At 58.4% G+C, this 18371-nt stretch carries 18 protein-coding genes; 13 read left to right on the forward strand and 5 right to left on the reverse strand.

Translation table 11 applies throughout. The features are described from left to right. Positions 1-23: 23 nt before the first annotated feature. The 8 genes from rluE to AC6I8F_RS11525 all read left to right on the forward strand — a co-directional run bounded on the left by rluE (position 24) and on the right by AC6I8F_RS11525 (position 7940). Positions 24-692 carry a 23S rRNA pseudouridine(2457) synthase RluE gene (rluE, locus tag AC6I8F_RS11490; RefSeq protein ID WP_150058306.1) on the forward strand — a complete coding sequence of 223 codons (669 nt, stop codon included), beginning with the start codon at positions 24-26 and terminating at the stop codon, positions 690-692. A 44-nt stretch (positions 693-736) separates the two neighbouring features. Then, positions 737-1210, forward strand: a complete 474-nt coding sequence (locus tag AC6I8F_RS11495) for an NUDIX domain-containing protein (RefSeq protein ID WP_238560978.1) — start codon at positions 737-739, stop codon at positions 1208-1210. 41 nt (positions 1211-1251) lie between these two features. Next, positions 1252-2364: a tRNA 2-thiouridine(34) synthase MnmA gene (mnmA, locus tag AC6I8F_RS11500; protein ID WP_021506375.1), complete on the forward strand. Its 1113-nt coding sequence runs from the start codon at positions 1252-1254 to the stop codon at positions 2362-2364. A gap of 34 nt (positions 2365-2398) precedes the next feature. Beyond that, the gene (gene hflD / locus AC6I8F_RS11505) at positions 2399-3040 is read left to right on the forward strand and encodes a high frequency lysogenization protein HflD (RefSeq protein WP_498028040.1); all 642 of its coding nucleotides are present in this window, start codon (positions 2399-2401) and stop codon (positions 3038-3040) included. Positions 3041-3084: 44 nt separating this feature from the next. After that, a complete protein-coding gene (gene purB, locus AC6I8F_RS11510) occupies positions 3085-4455 on the forward strand; it encodes an adenylosuccinate lyase (RefSeq protein ID WP_021506377.1) in 1371 nt (456 codons plus the stop codon). A gap of 173 nt (positions 4456-4628) precedes the next feature. Then, positions 4629-5297 (forward strand): two-component system response regulator PhoP, encoded by a 669-nt coding sequence (gene phoP / locus AC6I8F_RS11515; protein ID WP_010617222.1) that lies wholly within the window; start codon positions 4629-4631, stop codon positions 5295-5297. Between the two features lie 3 nt (positions 5298-5300). Beyond that, complete coding sequence (phoQ, locus tag AC6I8F_RS11520) at positions 5301-6761, forward strand: two-component system sensor histidine kinase PhoQ (RefSeq protein ID WP_021506378.1); 1461 nt, start codon at positions 5301-5303, stop codon at positions 6759-6761. Positions 6762-6818: 57 nt separating this feature from the next. Beyond that, positions 6819-7940, forward strand: a complete 1122-nt coding sequence (locus tag AC6I8F_RS11525; RefSeq protein WP_058776487.1) for a ribosomal protein uL16 3-hydroxylase — start codon at positions 6819-6821, stop codon at positions 7938-7940. A gap of 323 nt (positions 7941-8263) precedes the next feature. Here AC6I8F_RS11525 and pepT read toward each other — a convergent pair whose 3' ends face one another. Continuing rightward, positions 8264-9490, reverse strand: a complete 1227-nt coding sequence (gene pepT / locus AC6I8F_RS11530) for a peptidase T (RefSeq protein ID WP_021506380.1) — start codon at positions 9488-9490, stop codon at positions 8264-8266. A gap of 300 nt (positions 9491-9790) precedes the next feature. Between pepT and potA the strand changes: the two genes are divergently transcribed. The 4 genes from potA to potD are packed head-to-tail and all read left to right on the forward strand — an operon-like array spanning position 9791 to position 13574. Next, the gene (gene potA, locus AC6I8F_RS11535; RefSeq protein ID WP_498028041.1) at positions 9791-10906 is read left to right on the forward strand and encodes a spermidine/putrescine ABC transporter ATP-binding protein PotA; all 1116 of its coding nucleotides are present in this window, start codon (positions 9791-9793) and stop codon (positions 10904-10906) included. Beyond that, entirely contained in the window at positions 10899-11750 is an 852-nt protein-coding gene (gene potB / locus AC6I8F_RS11540) for a spermidine/putrescine ABC transporter permease PotB (RefSeq protein ID WP_104092825.1), read from the forward strand. Before potA ends, potB begins: the two co-directional genes overlap by 8 nt. Then, a complete protein-coding gene (gene potC, locus AC6I8F_RS11545; RefSeq protein ID WP_088517712.1) occupies positions 11747-12520 on the forward strand; it encodes a spermidine/putrescine ABC transporter permease PotC in 774 nt (257 codons plus the stop codon). The genes potB and potC overlap by 4 nt, the downstream gene beginning before the upstream one ends. 10 nt (positions 12521-12530) lie before the next feature. After that, the gene (potD, locus tag AC6I8F_RS11550; RefSeq protein ID WP_088517713.1) at positions 12531-13574 is read left to right on the forward strand and encodes a spermidine/putrescine ABC transporter substrate-binding protein PotD; all 1044 of its coding nucleotides are present in this window, start codon (positions 12531-12533) and stop codon (positions 13572-13574) included. 160 nt (positions 13575-13734) lie between these two features. Here the strand turns inward: potD and cobB are convergent, their stop codons facing one another. The 4 genes from cobB to lolC form a co-directional block, all read right to left on the reverse strand. After that, positions 13735-14568, reverse strand: a complete 834-nt coding sequence (cobB, locus tag AC6I8F_RS11555; RefSeq protein ID WP_498028042.1) for a Sir2 family NAD+-dependent deacetylase — start codon at positions 14566-14568, stop codon at positions 13735-13737. Positions 14569-14715: 147 nt separating this feature from the next. Continuing rightward, positions 14716-15960 carry a lipoprotein-releasing ABC transporter permease subunit LolE gene (gene lolE / locus AC6I8F_RS11560; RefSeq protein ID WP_498007564.1) on the reverse strand — a complete coding sequence of 415 codons (1245 nt, stop codon included), beginning with the start codon at positions 15958-15960 and terminating at the stop codon, positions 14716-14718. Then, positions 15960-16661 (reverse strand): lipoprotein-releasing ABC transporter ATP-binding protein LolD, encoded by a 702-nt coding sequence (gene lolD / locus AC6I8F_RS11565; RefSeq protein ID WP_021506386.1) that lies wholly within the window; start codon positions 16659-16661, stop codon positions 15960-15962. Before lolD ends, lolE begins: the two co-directional genes overlap by 1 nt. Continuing rightward, positions 16654-17853, reverse strand: a complete 1200-nt coding sequence (lolC, locus tag AC6I8F_RS11570) for a lipoprotein-releasing ABC transporter permease subunit LolC (protein ID WP_058775436.1) — start codon at positions 17851-17853, stop codon at positions 16654-16656. Before lolC ends, lolD begins: the two co-directional genes overlap by 8 nt. 248 nt (positions 17854-18101) lie before the next feature. On the opposite strand from lolC, the gene AC6I8F_RS11575 reads away from it, so the two are divergent. After that, a complete protein-coding gene (locus AC6I8F_RS11575) occupies positions 18102-18311 on the forward strand; it encodes a hypothetical protein (RefSeq protein ID WP_021506388.1) in 210 nt (69 codons plus the stop codon). Positions 18312-18371: the final 60 nt, after the last annotated feature.

Consider the following 18371-nt stretch of genomic DNA (forward strand, 5'->3'; position numbering starts at 1 on the left):
AATCACCGCAGTTTCGCGCTATAATGCGCCGATTGTTACCAACTGCAAAGCCCATGCGAAAAACTTCTCAACGAATTCACCAGCATAAGCGCCCTGCTGCCCCGGCGCGCCAGCCCGCGCGGCGTGACACACGACCAAAAGGTCCGCGTCGCGTCATACTCTTTAACAAACCTTTCGATGTTCTGCCGCAGTTCAGCGATGAGGCTGGCCGCCGCACGCTGAAAGATTTTGTGCCGGTGAGCGAGGTGTATGCCGCAGGCCGTCTCGACCGCGACAGCGAAGGGTTGATGATTCTGACCAACGATGGCGCACTGCAGGCGCAGCTGACGCAGCCGGGCAAGCGCACCGGCAAAATCTATTACGTTCAGGTGGAAGGCGTACCGCAGGAATCAGATTTATCCCGCCTGCGCAGTGGCATCACCCTTAACGATGGTCCAGCGTTGCCGGCGGGCGCAGAAGTGGTGCCCGAACCCGCGTGGCTGTGGCCGCGCACCCCGCCGATTCGCGAGCGCAAAGCCATCCCCACCTGCTGGCTGAAAATCACGCTGTATGAAGGGCGCAATCGCCAGGTCCGAAGGATGACGGCGCACATTGGCTTTCCGACATTACGCCTGATCCGTTTTGCCATGGGTGATTACCAGCTGCAGGATTTGGCACCGGGCGAATGGCGCGACATCAGCGACCGGACGTAATTTATACATTTCGATAACGTCAGGTTAACGATTCAGGAGAAACGATGTTTAAACCTCATGTAACTGTCGCCTGCCTGGTGCACGCGCAGGGTAAATTGCTGGTGGTGGAAGAGCGTGTCGACGGACGCATCACCTGGAATCAGCCGGCCGGACATCTTGAGGCCGATGAGACGCTGCTGGAAGCGGCACAGCGCGAGCTGTATGAAGAGACCGGCATTGCCGCGCAGCCCGACTATTTCCTCGGCGTGCAGCAGTGGATTGCGCCGGACCATACACCTTTTGTGCGTTTTCTGTTTGGCCTCGATCTGCCTGCCACCCTTGCCACCACGCCGCACGACAGCGATATTGACTGCTGCTGGTGGCTGTCGCCGGAGCAGATTCTCAGCGCAGAGACGCTGCGTTCGCCGCTGGTGGCCGAAAGCGTGCGGCTGTGGCAGCAGGGGGTCCGCTATCCGCTGCAGCTGATAGCCCCGTATCAGTGGCCGTTTCATGAGGGTGCGCACAACGCTTCCGCGTGATAGAATGCGCCGCCTGTTTTTATCGTAATCAAGAGTGCGTCATGTCTGACAACAGCCAGAAAAAAGTGATCGTCGGGATGTCCGGCGGCGTCGATTCTTCCGTTTCCGCCTGGTTACTGCAGCAGCAGGGCTATCAGGTTGAAGGCCTGTTCATGAAGAACTGGGAGGAAGACGATGGCGAGGAGTATTGCACCGCCGCTGACGATCTGGCTGACGCACAGGCCGTGTGTGACAAGCTCGGCATCAAACTGCACAAAATCAATTTCGCCGCTGAGTACTGGGACAACGTATTCGAGCACTTTCTGGAAGAGTACAAGGCCGGACGCACGCCGAACCCGGATATTCTGTGTAACAAAGAGATCAAGTTCAAAGCGTTTCTCGAATTCGCTGCAGACGATCTCGGCGCAGACTACATTGCCACCGGCCACTATGTGCGCCGTGCCGATGTCAACGGCACCAGCCAGCTGCTGCGCGGTCTCGACGGCAACAAAGATCAGAGCTATTTCCTCTACACGCTCAGTCACCAGCAGATTGCACAGAGCCTGTTCCCGGTCGGCGAACTGGAGAAGCCTGAGGTGCGCCGCATCGCCGAACAGCTCGATCTGATTACGGCGAAGAAAAAAGACTCCACCGGTATTTGCTTTATCGGCGAGCGTAAATTCCGCGACTTCCTCGGTCGTTACCTGCCGGCTCAGCCGGGCGTCATCGAAACCGTTGACGGTGAAGTGGTCGGTGAACACCAGGGGCTGATGTATCACACCCTGGGTCAGCGTAAAGGGCTGGGCATCGGCGGACGCAAAGAGAGCAATGACGATCCGTGGTATGTGGTCGACAAAGATGTCGCGCGCAATACGCTGATTGTGGCACAGGGCGGCGATCATCCGCGCCTGATGTCGGTGGGCCTGATAGCACAGCAGCTGCATTGGGTCGATCGCCAGCCAGTGACCGCTGCGCTACGCTGCACGGTGAAAACCCGCTATCGTCAGAGCGACATTCCCTGCGAGATCATTCCGCACGGCGACGATCGTATTGAAGTGCGTTTCGATGAGCCGGTCGCGGCCGTCACTCCGGGCCAGTCCGCGGTATTTTACCTCGGTGACGTGTGCCTTGGTGGCGGTATTATTGAACAGCGCCTGCCGCTGACAGAGGCCTGAGTCGGCACTGCCGACGCGTCTACAGGAGTGAAGCGTGGCTAAAAACTATTATGAGATAACGCTGGCGCTGGCCGGCGTTTGCCAGGCAGCCCATCTGGTGCAACAGCTGGCACACCAGGGGCACTGCAACAACGCGGCGCTGCAGGTGTCGCTGCGCAGCCTGCTGGATTTAAATCCAGGCTCAACGCTGGCGGTGTTTGGCAACGATGAAGCCAACCTGCGCCCCGGGCTGGAAGCGCTGATGGCGGTGCTGAACAGCGGCAGCCGGCAGGGTGCCAGCGCCGACCTGACGCGTTATACCCTGAGCCTGATGGTGCTGGAGCGTAAACTGCACGGTAACAAAACCGCGCTAAACACCCTGGCACAGCGCATCAGCCAGCTTGATCGTCAGCTGGCGCATTACGAACTGGAATCAGACACCATCACCAGCGCTATGGCCGGCATTTACGTCGATGTGATTAGGCCGCTCGGCCCGCGCATTCAGGTGACCGGCTCACCGCAGGTGCTGCAGAATTCGCAGGTGCAGAGCAAAGTTCGCGCTGCGCTGCTGGCCGGTATCCGCGCGGCGGTGCTGTGGCAGCAGGTCGGCGGCGGTCGTCTGCAGCTGATGTTTGCGCGCCAGCGTCTGCTGCGCGAAGCGAAAACCCTTTTATCCCGGCTGGGTCCGGCGTATTAAGCGCCGCCCTGCCCTATATTGTTAACGATTCAGGAGTTGCACTGATGGAATTATCCTCTCTGACCGCCGTCTCACCTGTCGATGGTCGTTACGGCGATAAAGTCAGCCCGCTGCGTGCGATTTTCAGCGAGTACGGTTTGCTGAAATTCCGCGTTGAGGTTGAAGTTCGCTGGTTACAGAAACTGGCCGCGACCGCAGAGATCAAGGAAGTTCCTGCATTTGATGCCGACGCAAACGCTTTCCTTGATGCAATTGTCGCCGGTTTCAGCGAAGAAGATGCGGCGCGCATCAAAACCATTGAGCGCACCACCAACCATGACGTGAAAGCCGTAGAGTACTTTCTGAAAGAGAAAGTGGCCAACGTGCCGGCGCTGCATGCGGTGTCTGAGTTTATCCATTTCGCCTGCACCTCTGAAGATATCAATAACCTGTCACACGCGCTGATGCTGGAAACCGCACGCCGCGACGTGATCGTGCCGTTCTGGAACCAGATCATCACCGCCGTGAAGGGACTGGCGCAGGAGTATCGCGACATTCCGCTGCTGTCGCGCACTCACGGTCAGCCGGCAACGCCGTCCACCATGGGCAAAGAGATGGCCAACGTGGCCTACCGCATGGAACGCCAGCTGCGTCAGCTGAGCAAGGTGGAAGTGCTGGGCAAAATCAACGGCGCGGTGGGCAACTACAATGCGCACATCGCCGCTTATCCGGAAGTGGACTGGCATCAGCTGAGCGAGCAGTTTGTGACCTCACTGGGCATCAGCTGGAACCCGTACACCACGCAGATCGAGCCGCATGACTACATCGCCGAGCTGTTTGACTGCATCGCGCGCTTCAATACCATCCTGATTGATTTTGACCGCGACATCTGGGGTTACATCGCCCTGAACCATTTCAAACAGAAAACCATTGCTGGCGAAATTGGCTCTTCAACCATGCCGCACAAGGTTAACCCTATCGACTTCGAAAACTCCGAAGGGAATCTGGGGCTGGCCAATGCGGTGATGCAGCACCTGGCCAGCAAACTGCCGGTATCACGCTGGCAGCGCGATCTGACCGATTCTACCGTGCTGCGTAACCTCGGCGTCGGCGTCGGCTATGCCTTGATCGCCTATCAGGCCACGCTCAAAGGTATCTCCAAGCTGGAAGTGAACCGCGATCGCCTGCTGGACGAGCTGGATCACAACTGGGAAGTCCTGGCTGAGCCGATCCAGACCGTGATGCGCCGCTACGGCATTGAAAAGCCGTACGAGAAGCTGAAAGAGCTGACGCGCGGCAAGCGCGTGGACGCAGCCGGTATGCAGGCGTTTATCGACAGCCTGGAGCTGCCGGAAGCAGAGAAAGTGCGCCTGAAGCAGATGACGCCAGCCAACTACCTCGGCCGCGCGATTCAGATGGTTGACGACCTGAAGTAATTCCTTGCTCTGAAAACTCAGGCTATGGCAAGTTGGTGTTACCTCAGTCACGCACGTCACGTGGTGGCTGAGGTTTCCCTGCCAGTGCATCACAGCGGAGTGTTAATCTGCGGTTTAGCTGGCGTAGCGTATACTTTTCGCCATCATCACTGAGTTGAAGGTAAGGAAATTCTATGCGTGTTCTGGTTGTGGAAGATAATGCCCTGCTGCGCCATCACCTCGCAGTCCAGTTACGTGACATGGGTCATCAGGTGGATGCCGCCGAAGACGCCAAAGAAGCCGACTATTTCCTGCAGGAACACATTCCCGATATCGCGCTGGTCGATCTCGGCCTGCCCGACGAAGACGGCATGTCGCTGATTCGCCGCTGGCGTGGCGATGCCATTCGTCAGCCGATTCTGGTGCTGACCGCGCGCGAAGGCTGGCAGGCGAAAGTTGAAGCGCTGGAAGCCGGTGCCGATGACTACGTGACCAAGCCGTTCCACATTGAAGAGGTCGCCGCCCGCTTACAGGCGCTGATGCGCCGCAACAGCGGACACGCCTCGCAAATTATCTCCATGCCGCCGTTCCAGGTTGACCTGTCGCGCCGCGAGCTTACGGTGAATGACGCGCCGGTCAAGCTGACCGCGTTTGAGTACACCATTGTTGAAACACTGATCCGCAATGCCGGTAAAGTGGTCAGCAAAGACTCGCTGATGCTGCAGCTGTATCCCGATGCGGAACTGCGCGAAAGCCACACCATTGATGTACTGATGGGGCGGCTGCGTAAAAAAATTCTCGCGCTGCACCCGACCGAAGTGATCAACACCGTGCGTGGCCAGGGATACCGCTTTGATCTCTGATTTATGAAGCTGCTCCGCCGTCAGCGCCCTTTCTCCTTGCGCGCGCGTTTCCTGCTGGCGACGGCGGCGATCGTGCTGTTTTTGTCGCTGTCGTATGGCATGGTGGCGGTCATTGGCTATGTCGTCAGCTTTGATAAAAATACCTATCGCGTGATGCGCGGCGAGAGCAATTTGTTCTTCACCCTCGCGCAGTGGAAAGACAATAAGCTCACCATCGCCCAGCCGGAACGCATGACGCTCAATTTCCCGACGTTGGTGTTCATCTATGACGAGCGCGGTAAGCTGCTGTGGCAGCAGCGCGACGTGCCGGAAATCCGCAAAAACATTCGCCGCGACTGGCTGATGAAGCCAGACTTTTACGAGATCGATACCAGCAATCGCACCAGTATGGCGGCGATGGGTAACAATCCGCAGGCACAGCAGCGGCTGCACGCGCTGGACAGTGACAGCAACGACACCTTCACCCACTCGGTGGCAGTGAACCGCTACGACGCGACCACCAATTTGCCGGCGCTGACCATTGTGGTGGTGGACTCGATCCCGCAGGAGCTGCAGCACTCAGACGTGGTGTGGTCGTGGTTTAGCTATGTGCTGGCGGCCAATCTGCTGCTGGTGATTCCGCTGCTGTGGCTGGCGGCACACTGGAGCCTGCGTCCGATTGGCCACCTGACTTCACAGGTACGCGAGCTGGAAACCGGCCACCGGGAAAATCTCGACGACAACCCGCCGCAGGAGCTGCGCAGCCTGGTGCGCAATCTCAATCTGTTGCTCACCAACGAACGGCAGCGCTACACGCGCTATCGCACCACGCTGTCGGATTTGACGCACAGCCTGAAAACGCCGCTGGCGGTGCTGCAAAGCACGCTGCGCTCGCTGCGCGGTGGCAAAGAGCTGACCATCGAACAGGCTGAGCCGGTCATGCTCGAACAGATCAGCCGCATCTCGCAGCAGATTGGCTACTACCTGCATCGCGCCAGTATGCAGGCGGATCACAACCCGCTGCAGCGCGATCTGCATTCGGTCTCGGCCCTGCTGGATAGCCTGTGTTCCGCGCTCAATAAGGTGTATCAGCGCAAGGGCGTTGAGATCACGCTGGATATTTCGCCGGAGCTGACCTTTATCGGCGATCAAAATGACTTTATGGAAGTGCTGGGCAACGTGCTGGATAACGCCTGCAAATACTGCCTCGAATTTATTGAGGTCAGCGCGCGCCAGACGGAAAACGCGCTGCATCTGTTCATTGATGACGACGGCCCCGGCATTCCCGAAAGCAAGCGCGATCTGATCTTTGTGCGCGGCCAGCGTGCCGATACGCTGCGTCCCGGTCAGGGACTGGGACTGGCAGTAGTGCGCGATATTCTCGAGCAGTATGCCGGTCAGGTAATCGCCACGACCAGCCCGCTCGGCGGCGCACGCATGGAGGTGATTTTTCAGCGGCAGGAAGTTGAACATCACCGCGAGTAGAACCGGGCGCGGGCTGTTATACTTGGCAGCAATTATGGCCCTAACCGGAATCCTCGCATGGACTATCAGCTCGACATCAACTGGCCCGACTTTATTCAGCGCTACTGGCAAAAACGCCCGGTGGTCCTGAAACGGGGTTTCAAAAACTTCATTGATCCGATTTCTCCGGATGAGCTGGCCGGTCTGGCAATGGAAAACGAGGTGGACAGCCGCCTCGTCAGCCACAACAACGGCAAGTGGCAGGTCAGCCATGGTCCGTTTGAAAGCTACGATCACCTGGGTGAAAGCAACTGGTCGCTGCTGGTACAGGCGGTGAACCACTGGCATGAACCTTCTGCTGCGCTGATGCGCCCGTTCCGCTTTCTGCCCGACTGGCGTATCGACGACCTGATGATCTCGTTCGCAGTGCCGGGCGGCGGCGTAGGCCCGCACTTTGATCAATACGACGTGTTTATTATTCAGGGCACTGGCCGCCGTCGCTGGCGCGTGGGCGAAAAAGTGCCGATGAAACAGCACTGCCCGCATCCGGACCTGCTGCAGGTTGAACCGTTCGACGCCATCATCGATGAAGAGCTGGAACCGGGCGACATTCTCTATATTCCACCGGGTTTCCCGCACGAAGGCTATTCGCTGGAGAACGCGCTCAACTATTCAGTCGGCTTCCGCGCACCTAACGGACGCGAGCTGATCAGCGGCTTTGCGGATTACATGCTGGCGCATGAGCTGGGCAGCTACCGCTTCAGCGATCCGGATGTGCCGGCGCGTGACTGCCCATCGCAGATTCTGCCGTCGGAAGTAGAAGGGATCCGCAAGGTGATGCTGGATGTAATTAATCAGCCGGAGCAGTTTAACCAGTGGTTTGGCGAATTTATTTCCCAGTCGCGTCACGAGCTGGATGTGGCACCGCCGGAACCGCCGTATCAGCCGGATGAGATTTATGACGCGCTGCAGCAGGGTGATGCGCTAACGCGCCTCGGCGGCCTGCGCGTGCTGACGCTGGGCGACGCGGTGTACGTCAACGGTGAGCGCGTCGAGTGCGCACATCCGTCGGTACTGGCTGCGCTGGCACACAAACACGTATTGACGCTGGAAGATTTCGGCGATGCGCTGGATGACCCTTCGCTGCTGGCTCAGCTGGCGGCACTGGTGAACAGCGGGTACTGGTTTTTTGCTGATTGAGTTGATCAGGTCCTCTGCGCCCGTTTCCCTCACCCCGGCCCTCTCCCGCCCGCGGGAGAGGGAGAAAACCGCGCGACGATTGCAGTAAAGCGCCGGCGACGGCATGGGCAAATGAAGAGCCTGATTCTCGCTCGATCGGTCTCCTCTCCCGCCCGCGGGAGAAAACCGCGCGATGATTGCAGTAAAGCGCAGGCCATAAGATGCGTAAAAAAACAGGGGCATAAACAGGAGTTAAGGCAATAAACAAAACCTGATACCCGCTCGATCGGTCCCCTCTCCCGCGAGCGGGAGAGGGTTAGGGTGAGGGCAAGCCCCTCTCCGCCCTACTTCTTCTCCGCCGCGAGCGCGGCCAGACGCACAATCACCTCAACCGACTTCGCCATTACATTTAGCGACGCAAACTCATGTTTACCATGGTAATTGTAGCCGCCGGTAAACAGATTCGGACACGGCAGTCCTTTCCATGACAGCGCCGATCCGTCGGTGCCGCCGCGGATCGGCTTCACGTTCGGCTCGATACCGCAGTCGCGCATCGCCTGCAGCGCCAGCTCAATGATGTGCGGATGCGGTTCCACCTTCTCCCGCATATTGCGATAGCTGTCGCTGATCTCCACCTTGATGGAGCACTCAGCCTGCAGACCTTTACTGACGCGGCGGCCAATCTCCTGCAGCAGCTGCTTACGCTGTTCGTAGCTGTCGGCATCAAAATCGCGAATCAGGTACATCAGCTCGGCGTGCTCTACCGATCCCTTAATGGTGTGCAGGTGGAAAAAGCCTTCATAGCCGTCGGTAAACTGCGGCTTCTCTTTGGCAGGCAGCTCGGCGTGGAAACGCATTGCCAGGTCCAGCGCGTTCACCATCACGTTTTTCGCACTGCCGGGATGCACGTTGTTGCCGGTGATTTTGACCAGCGCCGTCGCGGCATTAAAGTTTTCGAACTCAAACTCGCCGAGATCGCTGCCGTCAACGGTATAAGCCCAGTCAGCCGCGAATCCTTCAACGTCGAAGTGCGACGTGCCGCGACCTATCTCTTCATCCGGAGTAAAGGCCACGCGAATGGCGCCGTGCGGCACATCCCCTTTGGCCAGCTCGGCCATTGCCGTCATGATCTCAGCGATACCGGCTTTATCATCAGCGCCCAGCAGCGTTTTACCGTCGGTGGTGATCAGCGTATGCCCGGTCAGCTTGTGCAGCACCGGGAACATCACTGGTGAGAGCACTTCATCCCCGTTGCCCAGCGCGATGTCGCCGCCACGATAGTTTTCAATGATCTGCGGATTGACATTTTTCGCGGTGAAATCCGGCGAGGTATCCATGTGGGAAATAAAACCGATCACCGGCGTCGGCCAGTCGACGTTTGCCGGCAGGGTGCCCATCACACAGCAATGATCGCTTAAGGTGACGTCCACAAAACCCAGCGCAATAAGCTCTTCCTGTAACTGACGCGCCAGCGTCCACTGCCCTTCGCTGCTCGGCACCTGCCGCGCCTGAGGTTTTGCCTGAGTTTCTACTGCCACATAACTGAGAAAACGCTCAAGTAATTGATCCATCTGTCATCCCTCTAAAGAACCTGCATTATTATCATGGGGCCTGATTATCGCCATGTTGCGTCAAATCATTATCCTTCAGGTTAGCCCTCTCAGCCCAATCGTGCGCTGAAATTCGCCCTGCCAGCCACCCGTCCGGCTGGCCCGATGAGCATACTCCAGCAATTTGCAGACTTTTCAAGGTTATTCCGTGTCTGAACATGGCAATGGCGCATTTTTCAGGTATTATCGCGCCCTTCATCACGGCAAGCTGTCGCCGGCGGCTATGCTGTAACCTGATTCTCATCAGACTGAGTGACTAAAATGACGCAAACACGCGCGCAGCAGGCGCTGGTTACGCTTTCTGGCATCAGTAAAGCTTTCGATGGCAAAACCATCATCCCGGATTTTGACCTGACCATCGGTCATGGCGAATTTATCACCCTGCTTGGCCCCTCCGGCTGCGGTAAGACCACGATTCTGCGCCTGATCGCCGGGCTGGAAAACGCCGACAGCGGACGTATCCATCTGGATGAGAGCGACATCACTGAAACGCCCGCCGAGCATCGCCATATCAATACCGTGTTTCAGAGCTACGCGCTGTTTCCGCACATGTCGGTGTTTGAAAACGTCGCGTTTGGCCTGCGCATGCAGAAAACCCCGACGCCAGAGCTGACGCAGCGCGTCAACGAGGCGCTGGCGATGGTGCAGCTGGAAAGCTTTGCCGCGCGCCGGCCGCATCAGCTCTCCGGCGGCCAGCAGCAGCGCGTGGCGATTGCGCGGGCGGTGGTCAACCGGCCCAAAGTGCTGCTGCTTGATGAGTCGCTCTCCGCGCTGGATTACAAACTGCGCCGCCAGATGCAAAACGAGCTAAAAGCGCTGCAGCGCAAGCTGGGCATCACGTTTGTGTTTGTCACGCACGATCAGGAAGAAGCGCTGACCATGTCCGATCGCATCGTGGTGATGCGCGATGGGCGCATCGAGCAGGACGGCACGCCGCGCGAGATCTACGAAGAGCCCGCGAACCTGTTTGTGGCGCGCTTCATTGGCGAAATCAACGTGTTTGATGCGGAAGTGATCGGCAGCGCGCAAGCGCCGCAGGTACGCGCTCGCGTCGAAGGCCGCGAGTGTGATATTCACTGCCCGTTCCCGGTCAAACCTGGCGATCGGCTGCATGTGCTGCTGCGACCGGAAGATTTGCGCGTTGAGGAGATCGATCACGACAGCCGCAGCGAAAACCTGATCGGCTATGTGCGCGAACGCAACTATAAAGGCATGACGCTGGAATCTACCGTCGAACTGGAGAACGGCAAGCTGCTCACCGTCAGCGAGTTCTTTAATGAGGACGATCCGGATTTTGACCACTCGCTGAATCAGAAAATGGCGGTCAGCTGGGTGCCAAACTGGGAGGTGGTGCTGCCGTATGAAACGGATGCGTAATCGTCTGCAGAAAGCCATTGTGGCGCTGATCGTCGGCTGGCTGACGCTGTTCGTGTTGCTGCCGAATCTGATGATCTTCGTCACCAGTTTTCTGACGCGCGACGACGCGCACTTTGTCAGCATGGTGTTCACCCTGAACAACTACGGCCGGCTCCTCGATCCGCTGTATGCCGACGTGCTACTGCACTCGCTCAACATGGCCTGCATCGCCACGCTGTGCTGCCTGCTGCTCGGCTACCCTTTTGCCTGGTGCCTGACCAGACTGCCGGCGCGTCTGCGTCCGCTGATGCTGTTTCTGCTGATTGTGCCGTTCTGGACCAACTCTCTGATTCGCATTTATGGTCTGAAAATTTTTCTCAGCACGCGCGGCTGGCTCAATGAATTTCTGCTGTGGCTCGGCGTCATCGACAAGCCGTTTCGCATCATGTTTACCCCGGAAGCGGTGATCCTCGGGCTGATCTATATTCTGCTGCCGTTTATGGTACTGCCGCTCTACTCCAGCCTTGAGAAGCTGGATAAATCCTGCCTGGAAGCGGCGCGCGATCTTGGCGCCAGCAGGCTACAGACCTTCATCCGTATCATTTTGCCGCTGACCCTGCCCGGTATCGTTGCCGGCGCGCTACTGGTATTTATCCCGGCGATGGGGTTGTTCTACGTAGCGGATTTAATGGGCGGAGCAAAGAACCTATTGATCGGTAACGTAATCAAAAGCCAGTTCCTCAATATTCGTGACTGGCCGTTTGGTGCCGCCACCAGCATTGTCATGACGCTGCTGATGGGGCTGATGCTGCTGGTTTACTGGCGCGCAGCGCGTCTGCTGAATCACAAGGCGGCATTGCAATGATGGCGCGCGGATTACGCTACGGCTTCATGGCCGTGATTTATGCCTGGTTCTACATTCCGATCATCATCCTGATCGTCAACTCCTTTAATGCCTCGCGCTTCGGCATCAACTGGCAGGGCTTCAGCACCCAGTGGTATCGCCTGCTGGTCAATAACGACAGCCTGATTCAGGCGGCGCAGCATTCGCTGATCATGGGCGTGCTGTCGGCCAGCTGCGCAACGCTGATCGGCTCACTCACCGCCGTGGCGCTGTACCGCTACCGTTTTCGCGGCAAGCCGTTTGTCAGCGGTATGCTATTTGTGGTGATGATGTCGCCGGATATCGTGATGGCGATTTCGCTGCTGGTGCTGTTTATGCTGCTGGGGATTTCGCTCGGCTTCTGGTCGCTGCTGTTTTCCCACATCACTTTCTGCCTGCCGTTTGTGGTGATTACCGTCTATTCGCGCCTGAAAGGCTTTGACGTGCGCATGCTGGAGGCGGCAAAAGATCTCGGCGCCAGCGAAGTGACTATTCTGCGTAAAATTTTGCTGCCGCTGGCGCTGCCGGCAGTGGCCGCGGGCTGGCTGCTGAGTTTCACCCTGTCGATGGATGATGTGGTGGTGTCGTCATTTGTCACCGGTCCCGGCTTCGAAATTTTGCCGCTGAAAATTTATTCCATGGTGAAAGTGGGCGTGTCGCCGGAGGTGAACGCGCTGGCTACCATTTTGATGCTGCTGTCGCTGCTGCTGGTGGCAGCCAGTCAGCTGTTGCTGCGTGATAAAACCAAATAGAGGATAACCGATGAAAAAGTGGTCTCACTGGCTGGCGGCTGGGGCGCTGGCACTGGGTATGCAAAGCGCTCAGGCGGATGACAACAACACGCTTTACTTCTATAACTGGACCGAATATGTGCCGCCCGGGCTGCTGGAGCAGTTCACCAAAGAGACCGGCATCAAAGTGATTTATTCCACCTATGAATCCAATGAAAGCATGTACGCCAAGCTGAAAACCTGGAAAGCGGGCGCTTACGATCTGGTGGTGCCGTCGACCTACTTCATCGCCAAAATGCGCAACGAGGGCATGCTGCAGAAGATCGACAAGTCACAGCTGAGCAACTTCCGCAACCTCGATCCCGACCTGCTGAACAAGCCGTTTGATCCGAACAACGACTATTCCATTCCCTATATCTGGGGCGCAACCGCCATTGGCGTGAATACCGACGAGGTGGATGCGAAAACCCTGACCCAATGGGCCGATCTGTGGAAACCACAGTATAAGCAGAGCCTGCTGCTGACCGATGACGCGCGTGAAGTGTTCCAGATGGCGCTGCGCAAGCTCGGCTACTCCGGTAATACGCAGGATCCAAAACAGATTGAAGCCGCCTATGAAGAGCTGAAAAAGCTGATGCCGAACGTGCTGGCGTTCAACTCGGATAATCCCGGCAATCCGTTTATGGAAGGCGAAGTCAACGTCGGCATGATCTGGAATGGCTCCGCCTGGGTGGCGCGCCAGGCTGGCACGCCGCTGCAGATTATCTGGCCGAAAGAGGGCGGGATTTTCTGGATGGATAACCTGGCGATCCCGGCGAATGCGAAAAATAAAGCGGGCGCGCTGAAGCTGATTAACTTCCTGCTGCGCCCGGATGTGGCGGCTAAAGTGGCGGAAACCATCGGTTATCCGACGCCCAACCTGGCGGCAAGAAAGCTGCTGCCGCCCGAGGTGGCCAGCGATCCGTCACTCTATCCGCCGGCTGAAGTGATCAAAAACGGCGAGTGGCAGAACGATGTCGGTGCCGCCAGCGTGCAGTACGAAACGCTGTTCCAGAAGCTGAAAGCGGGACGGTGAGGTTCTGAGGTGGAGGTTGTGCGGCCTGGCCCTCACCCTGCCCTCTCCCAGAGGGAGAGGGTTCATTCGTGCCGGTTTTAGCTGAGTTTCAGTCGGGCGCGTTTTTCCCCTTCTCCCGCCGGGAGAAGGCCGGGATGAGGGGAAACGCGCAGCGCACTGACTATTTATACAAGCCGCGCAAAAAAGTATGCACGAATTCGGGCACCACTTCGCTGGCTAAGCCGTAATGCGCTTCAGCGAATTCGTTACCGACCTGACTGGGGGCCAGATTCAGCTCCACGGTATGCGCCCCCTGCAGTTTCGCCTCGTGCACAAATCCTGCCGCCGGATAGACGTGGCCTGAGGTGCCGATGGCGATAAACAGATCGGCCTGTTCCAGCGCCTGATAAATCTCCTCCATGCCGAGCGGCATTTCACCAAACCACACCACGTGCGGACGCAGCCGCGACGGGAACTGGCAGCAGGTACAGCGATCGTCCGGACCGACATCCTCCGTCCACGCCAGCACCTGACCGCTGTGCTTACAGCGCACCTTCAGTAATTCACCGTGCATATGCAGCACACGCTGGCTGCCGGCGCGCTCGTGCAGGTTATCGATATTCTGTGTCACCAGCAGGAAATTATCGCCCAGCACCTGCTCCAGTTCGGCCAGCGCTTTGTGCGCCGCGTTAGGCTGGATTTCTGGCTGCTGCAGCTGACGCCGGCGCGCGTTGTAGAACCCCTGCACCAGCGCCGGATCGCGGCGAAAGCCTTCGGGCGTCGCCACATCTTCCACGCGATGCTCTTCCCACAGGCCATCTTCCGCGCGGAACGTGCGAATGCCGGATTCTGCCGAAATTCCGGCACCGGTCAGCACCACCACGTGCGGCTGCGGATGGGCGGCAAGTTCGACCTGACGATCGCGCTCAAAGATGCGCTGGCGAAAGCGCTGATGCACTTTGCGGCGGTTCTTTTTGTAGCGGGCGAGTCGAAGGCGGCGGCGCGGTTGGCGCATAAAGGCTCCTTAATCTGCGGCGCTGAACGCCGCGCTGCGGGTGTTTTCCGGGTTACTCAGACCCGATAATAGCGGCTGGGTATGACGGCTGCATGCCGCAGACGCTGAAAATGTGCGCAGCCGCGAAGGCGGCTGCGTGTTTTGTCTTTACTGACCGCTCAGCACGCGGGCAGGATCGATGCGGCTGGCGCGCCGCGCCGGATACCAGCTGGCAATCAGGCTCAGGCCAATCGCCGTCGCCAGCACGATGGCCACATCCAGCCAGTGCAGCTCAGACGGCAGAAAGTCGATAAAGTAGATGTCGCCCGCCAGCAGCTGATGCCCGGTAAAGTGCTCCACTACGCGCATCACCGGCGTCAGATTAAGCGCCACCAGCACGCCAACCACCACACCGCTGACGCTGCCCAGCAGCCCGGCCAGCAGGCCATACCAGATAAAGATGGCACGAATCAGGCCGTCTTTCGCGCCCAGCGTGCGCAGCACGGCGATATCGCTGCTCTTGTCCTTCACCGCCATCACCAGCGTCGACACGATATTAAAGCAGGCCACGCCAATCACCAGCACCATCGCCAGATACATGATGGCGCGAATCATCTGGATGTCACGATACATGTAGCCGTAAGTGCCAATCCAGCTGCGGATGGTGACATAGGAGTGGGTGGCTTCGCCGGCATCGCGCACCAGCTTCTGTGCCTGGAACGGATCGATCATCTTCAGCGCAATGCCGCTGACGCTGTCGCCCAGATCCAGATACTTTTGCGCATCGGCCAGCGGCACCAGCGCCAGACTGTGATCCAGCATGCCGCTCAGCTGCAGAATACCGCTCACCTGCAGACGAATGCGTTTTGGCTGCAGCAGTTTGTTCTCGCCATCATTATTCGGGATCATGATGGTGATCCAGTCGCCCTGCTTCACGTTGAGCGATTTGGCGATGCCGCCGCCCAGAATGATCTGCTGCCTGCCGGCGCTGAACTGCGACCAGGCATCGCCGCTGACAAAACGCGGCAGCGCGCTGAGGCGCGGCTCCTGCTGCGGATCAACGCCCTTCACCTGCAGCGCCTGCAGCTTCGCACCGCTCTCAATCAATCCGGTAAAGTTAACGTAAGGCGCCGCCGCGGCGATGCCTGGCACCTGTTCGATGGGCGCAATCATCGGCTGCCAGTTGCGAAATGGCTGGTTAACCGCCTCAATTTCGCCGTGCGGTACCACGGCCAGAATGCGGTTGTTGAGCTCCCGCTCGAAACCGTTCATCGCGCTCAGCCCGATGATCAGCACCGCCACGCCAAGCGCAATGCCGATGGTCGAGATGATGGAGATCAGCGACACCATGCCGCCGCGCCGCCGGCCGCGGCTGAAGCGCAGCCCGAGCAGCAGGGATAAAGAGGACGCCATCAGATCGCTCCCAGCGTCAGGTGATCGCTCAGCTGGCCGTCGCGCATTTCCATCTGACGGCTCAGGCGCTTCGCCAGGTTGAGGTCATGCGTCACCACCAGAAACGCGGTGCCCTGCTGCACGTTGAGCTCGCCGAGCAGTTCAAAAATGGCATCGGCGTTGCGCGCATCGAGATTACCGGTGGGCTCATCGGCCATCACCAGCCGCGGCCGGTTCACCAGCGCCCTGGCAATCGCCACGCGCTGACGCTCACCGCCCGACAGCTCAGAAGGCCGGTGCGCCGCGCGCTTTTCCAGACCAACCGCCGCCAGCATCTCGCGTGCGCGCGCTTCCGCTTCGGCTTTGCCGGTTTTGCCAATCAACAGCGGCATGGCTACGTTCTCCAGCGCGCTGAAGTCCGGCAGCAAATGGTGAAACTGATAAATGAAGCCGAGTTCCCGGTTGCGCAACTCTGCTTTGGCCGCCGACGACATGGCGTTAAGCGATTTCCCGTCAAACACCACGTCACCGGAGGTCGGTGCATCCAGCCCGCCCAGCAGGTGCAGTAAGGTACTTTTGCCGGAGCCGGAGCTGCCGACGATGGCCGTCAGTTCGCCCGGCTGCAGGCTAAAAGCCACATTGCGCAGCACATCGGTCTGCACGCTGCCTTCCTGATAGCGTTTGCACAGGTCACGACACTGCAACAAAGGGGTATTACTCATAACGTAAAGCCTCAGCGGGTTGAACGGCGGCAGCGCGCCATGACGGATAGAGGGTAGAGAGCAGCGCCACGGCCATCGAGACCAGCGCAATAGTGATCACCTGCCAGACATTGATATCTACCGGCAGCGCGGCGCCATCAAGGAACAGGCCGATCACCGGCATTAAATTATTGAGCTGGCTGGCCAGCAGCACGCCCAGCAGCGTACCGAGCAGCGCGCCGATAATGCCGGCGCTGGCGCCCTGCACCATAAATACCGCGACGATTTGCCGCCGCGTTAAGCCCTGGGTTTGCAGGATCGCCACTTCCGCTTGCTTCTCCATGATCAGCAGGCCCAGCGAGGTGATGATGTTAAAAGCGGCCACGGCGATGATCAGGCTGAGCAGCAGCCCCATCATGTTTTTCTCCATGCGCACCGCCTGGAACAGGTCGCCCTTGCGTTCGCGCCAGTCTTTCCACGTCAGCCCCTGCGGCAGCGGCTGCTGACTCAGCGCATCGACATTCAGCGGCTTATCCAGCCACAGGCGCCAGCCGGTAATGTTGCCGAGCGGATAGCGCATCACGCGCGAGGCATCCTGCTGGTTCACCAGAATCTGATAGCCATCGACTTCGCTATTGGCCGCGTAGGTACCGGCAACGGTAAAGATGCGCTGGCTCGGCACGCGCCCCACCGGGGTAAACTGACTGACCGATGGCACCATCAGGCGCAGCTGATCGCCGCGCTTCACACCCAGCTGCTGGGCCAGCAGTTCACCGAGAATGACCTTATACTGCCCCGGCTGCAGCACGCTCTGCTGGGTGTTGACCAGATAAGGCGTCAGCGGATCCTGTTCGTCGGGATTGATGCCCAGCATCACGCCCACCGACACGTTGCGCGCACTCTGCAACACCACATCGGCGGTGGTCAGCGGCGCAATACGCGTCACGCCCTGCAGTTTGAGATCCTGTGCGCGCATCTGCTGCGGATTGATGCTGCCGGTGTCGCTGGTCACCAGCGCCTGCGGCATCAGGCCGAGAATGTTGCCTTCCAGCTCGCGCTCAAAGCCGTTCATCACCGACAGCACCGTCACCAGTGCCAGCACGCCGAGCGTGATACCAATAGTCGAGAGCCAGGAGACGAAACGACCGAAACGGTCTGAAGCACGTCCACGCATGTAGCGCAAACCGATGAATAACGCGACTGGTTGATACATGAGATCCGTCTTGGCCGTTGCCCAAAATTAAGTAGAGCGATGATAAAGGAGCCGTCTGCTTTATGAAACCTCTAACCCGCTGAGTCAGTTGCAAAGTTGCGTCAAAATGCGTCCTCCTGCGCGACAATGCACAAAATTACGACAAAATAGTGACGCTATTAGTACGATTATTCGTCAGCAGGTGGGTTAGACTTAGCTTGCAGTACCGGTTTTCGCATCACAGTAAGCGCAGTACGGAGGTTCTTACCATGAGCAGGTTTCCTAAGGGCAGTATCGTTAAACATAAATCTGGCGAGATCAAAGGCGAAGTGGTCAATGTCTTTGAGCAGGGAGACGCGCTAACCGGTTATTATGTGAAGTGGGACGATGGCAACAACAGCTACCATGTCGAGCGCGAGCTGTCATGGGCCAATGTGGATCGTCCTCGCATGCACTACACACAGCAATCCAGTAAATAACGTGACGCGGCCAGGTCGCCATCAATGACGACCTGGCGACCGGCCATACTGGCGTCCCTT

Source organism: gamma proteobacterium symbiont of Axiagastus rosmarus (assembly GCF_059730925.1).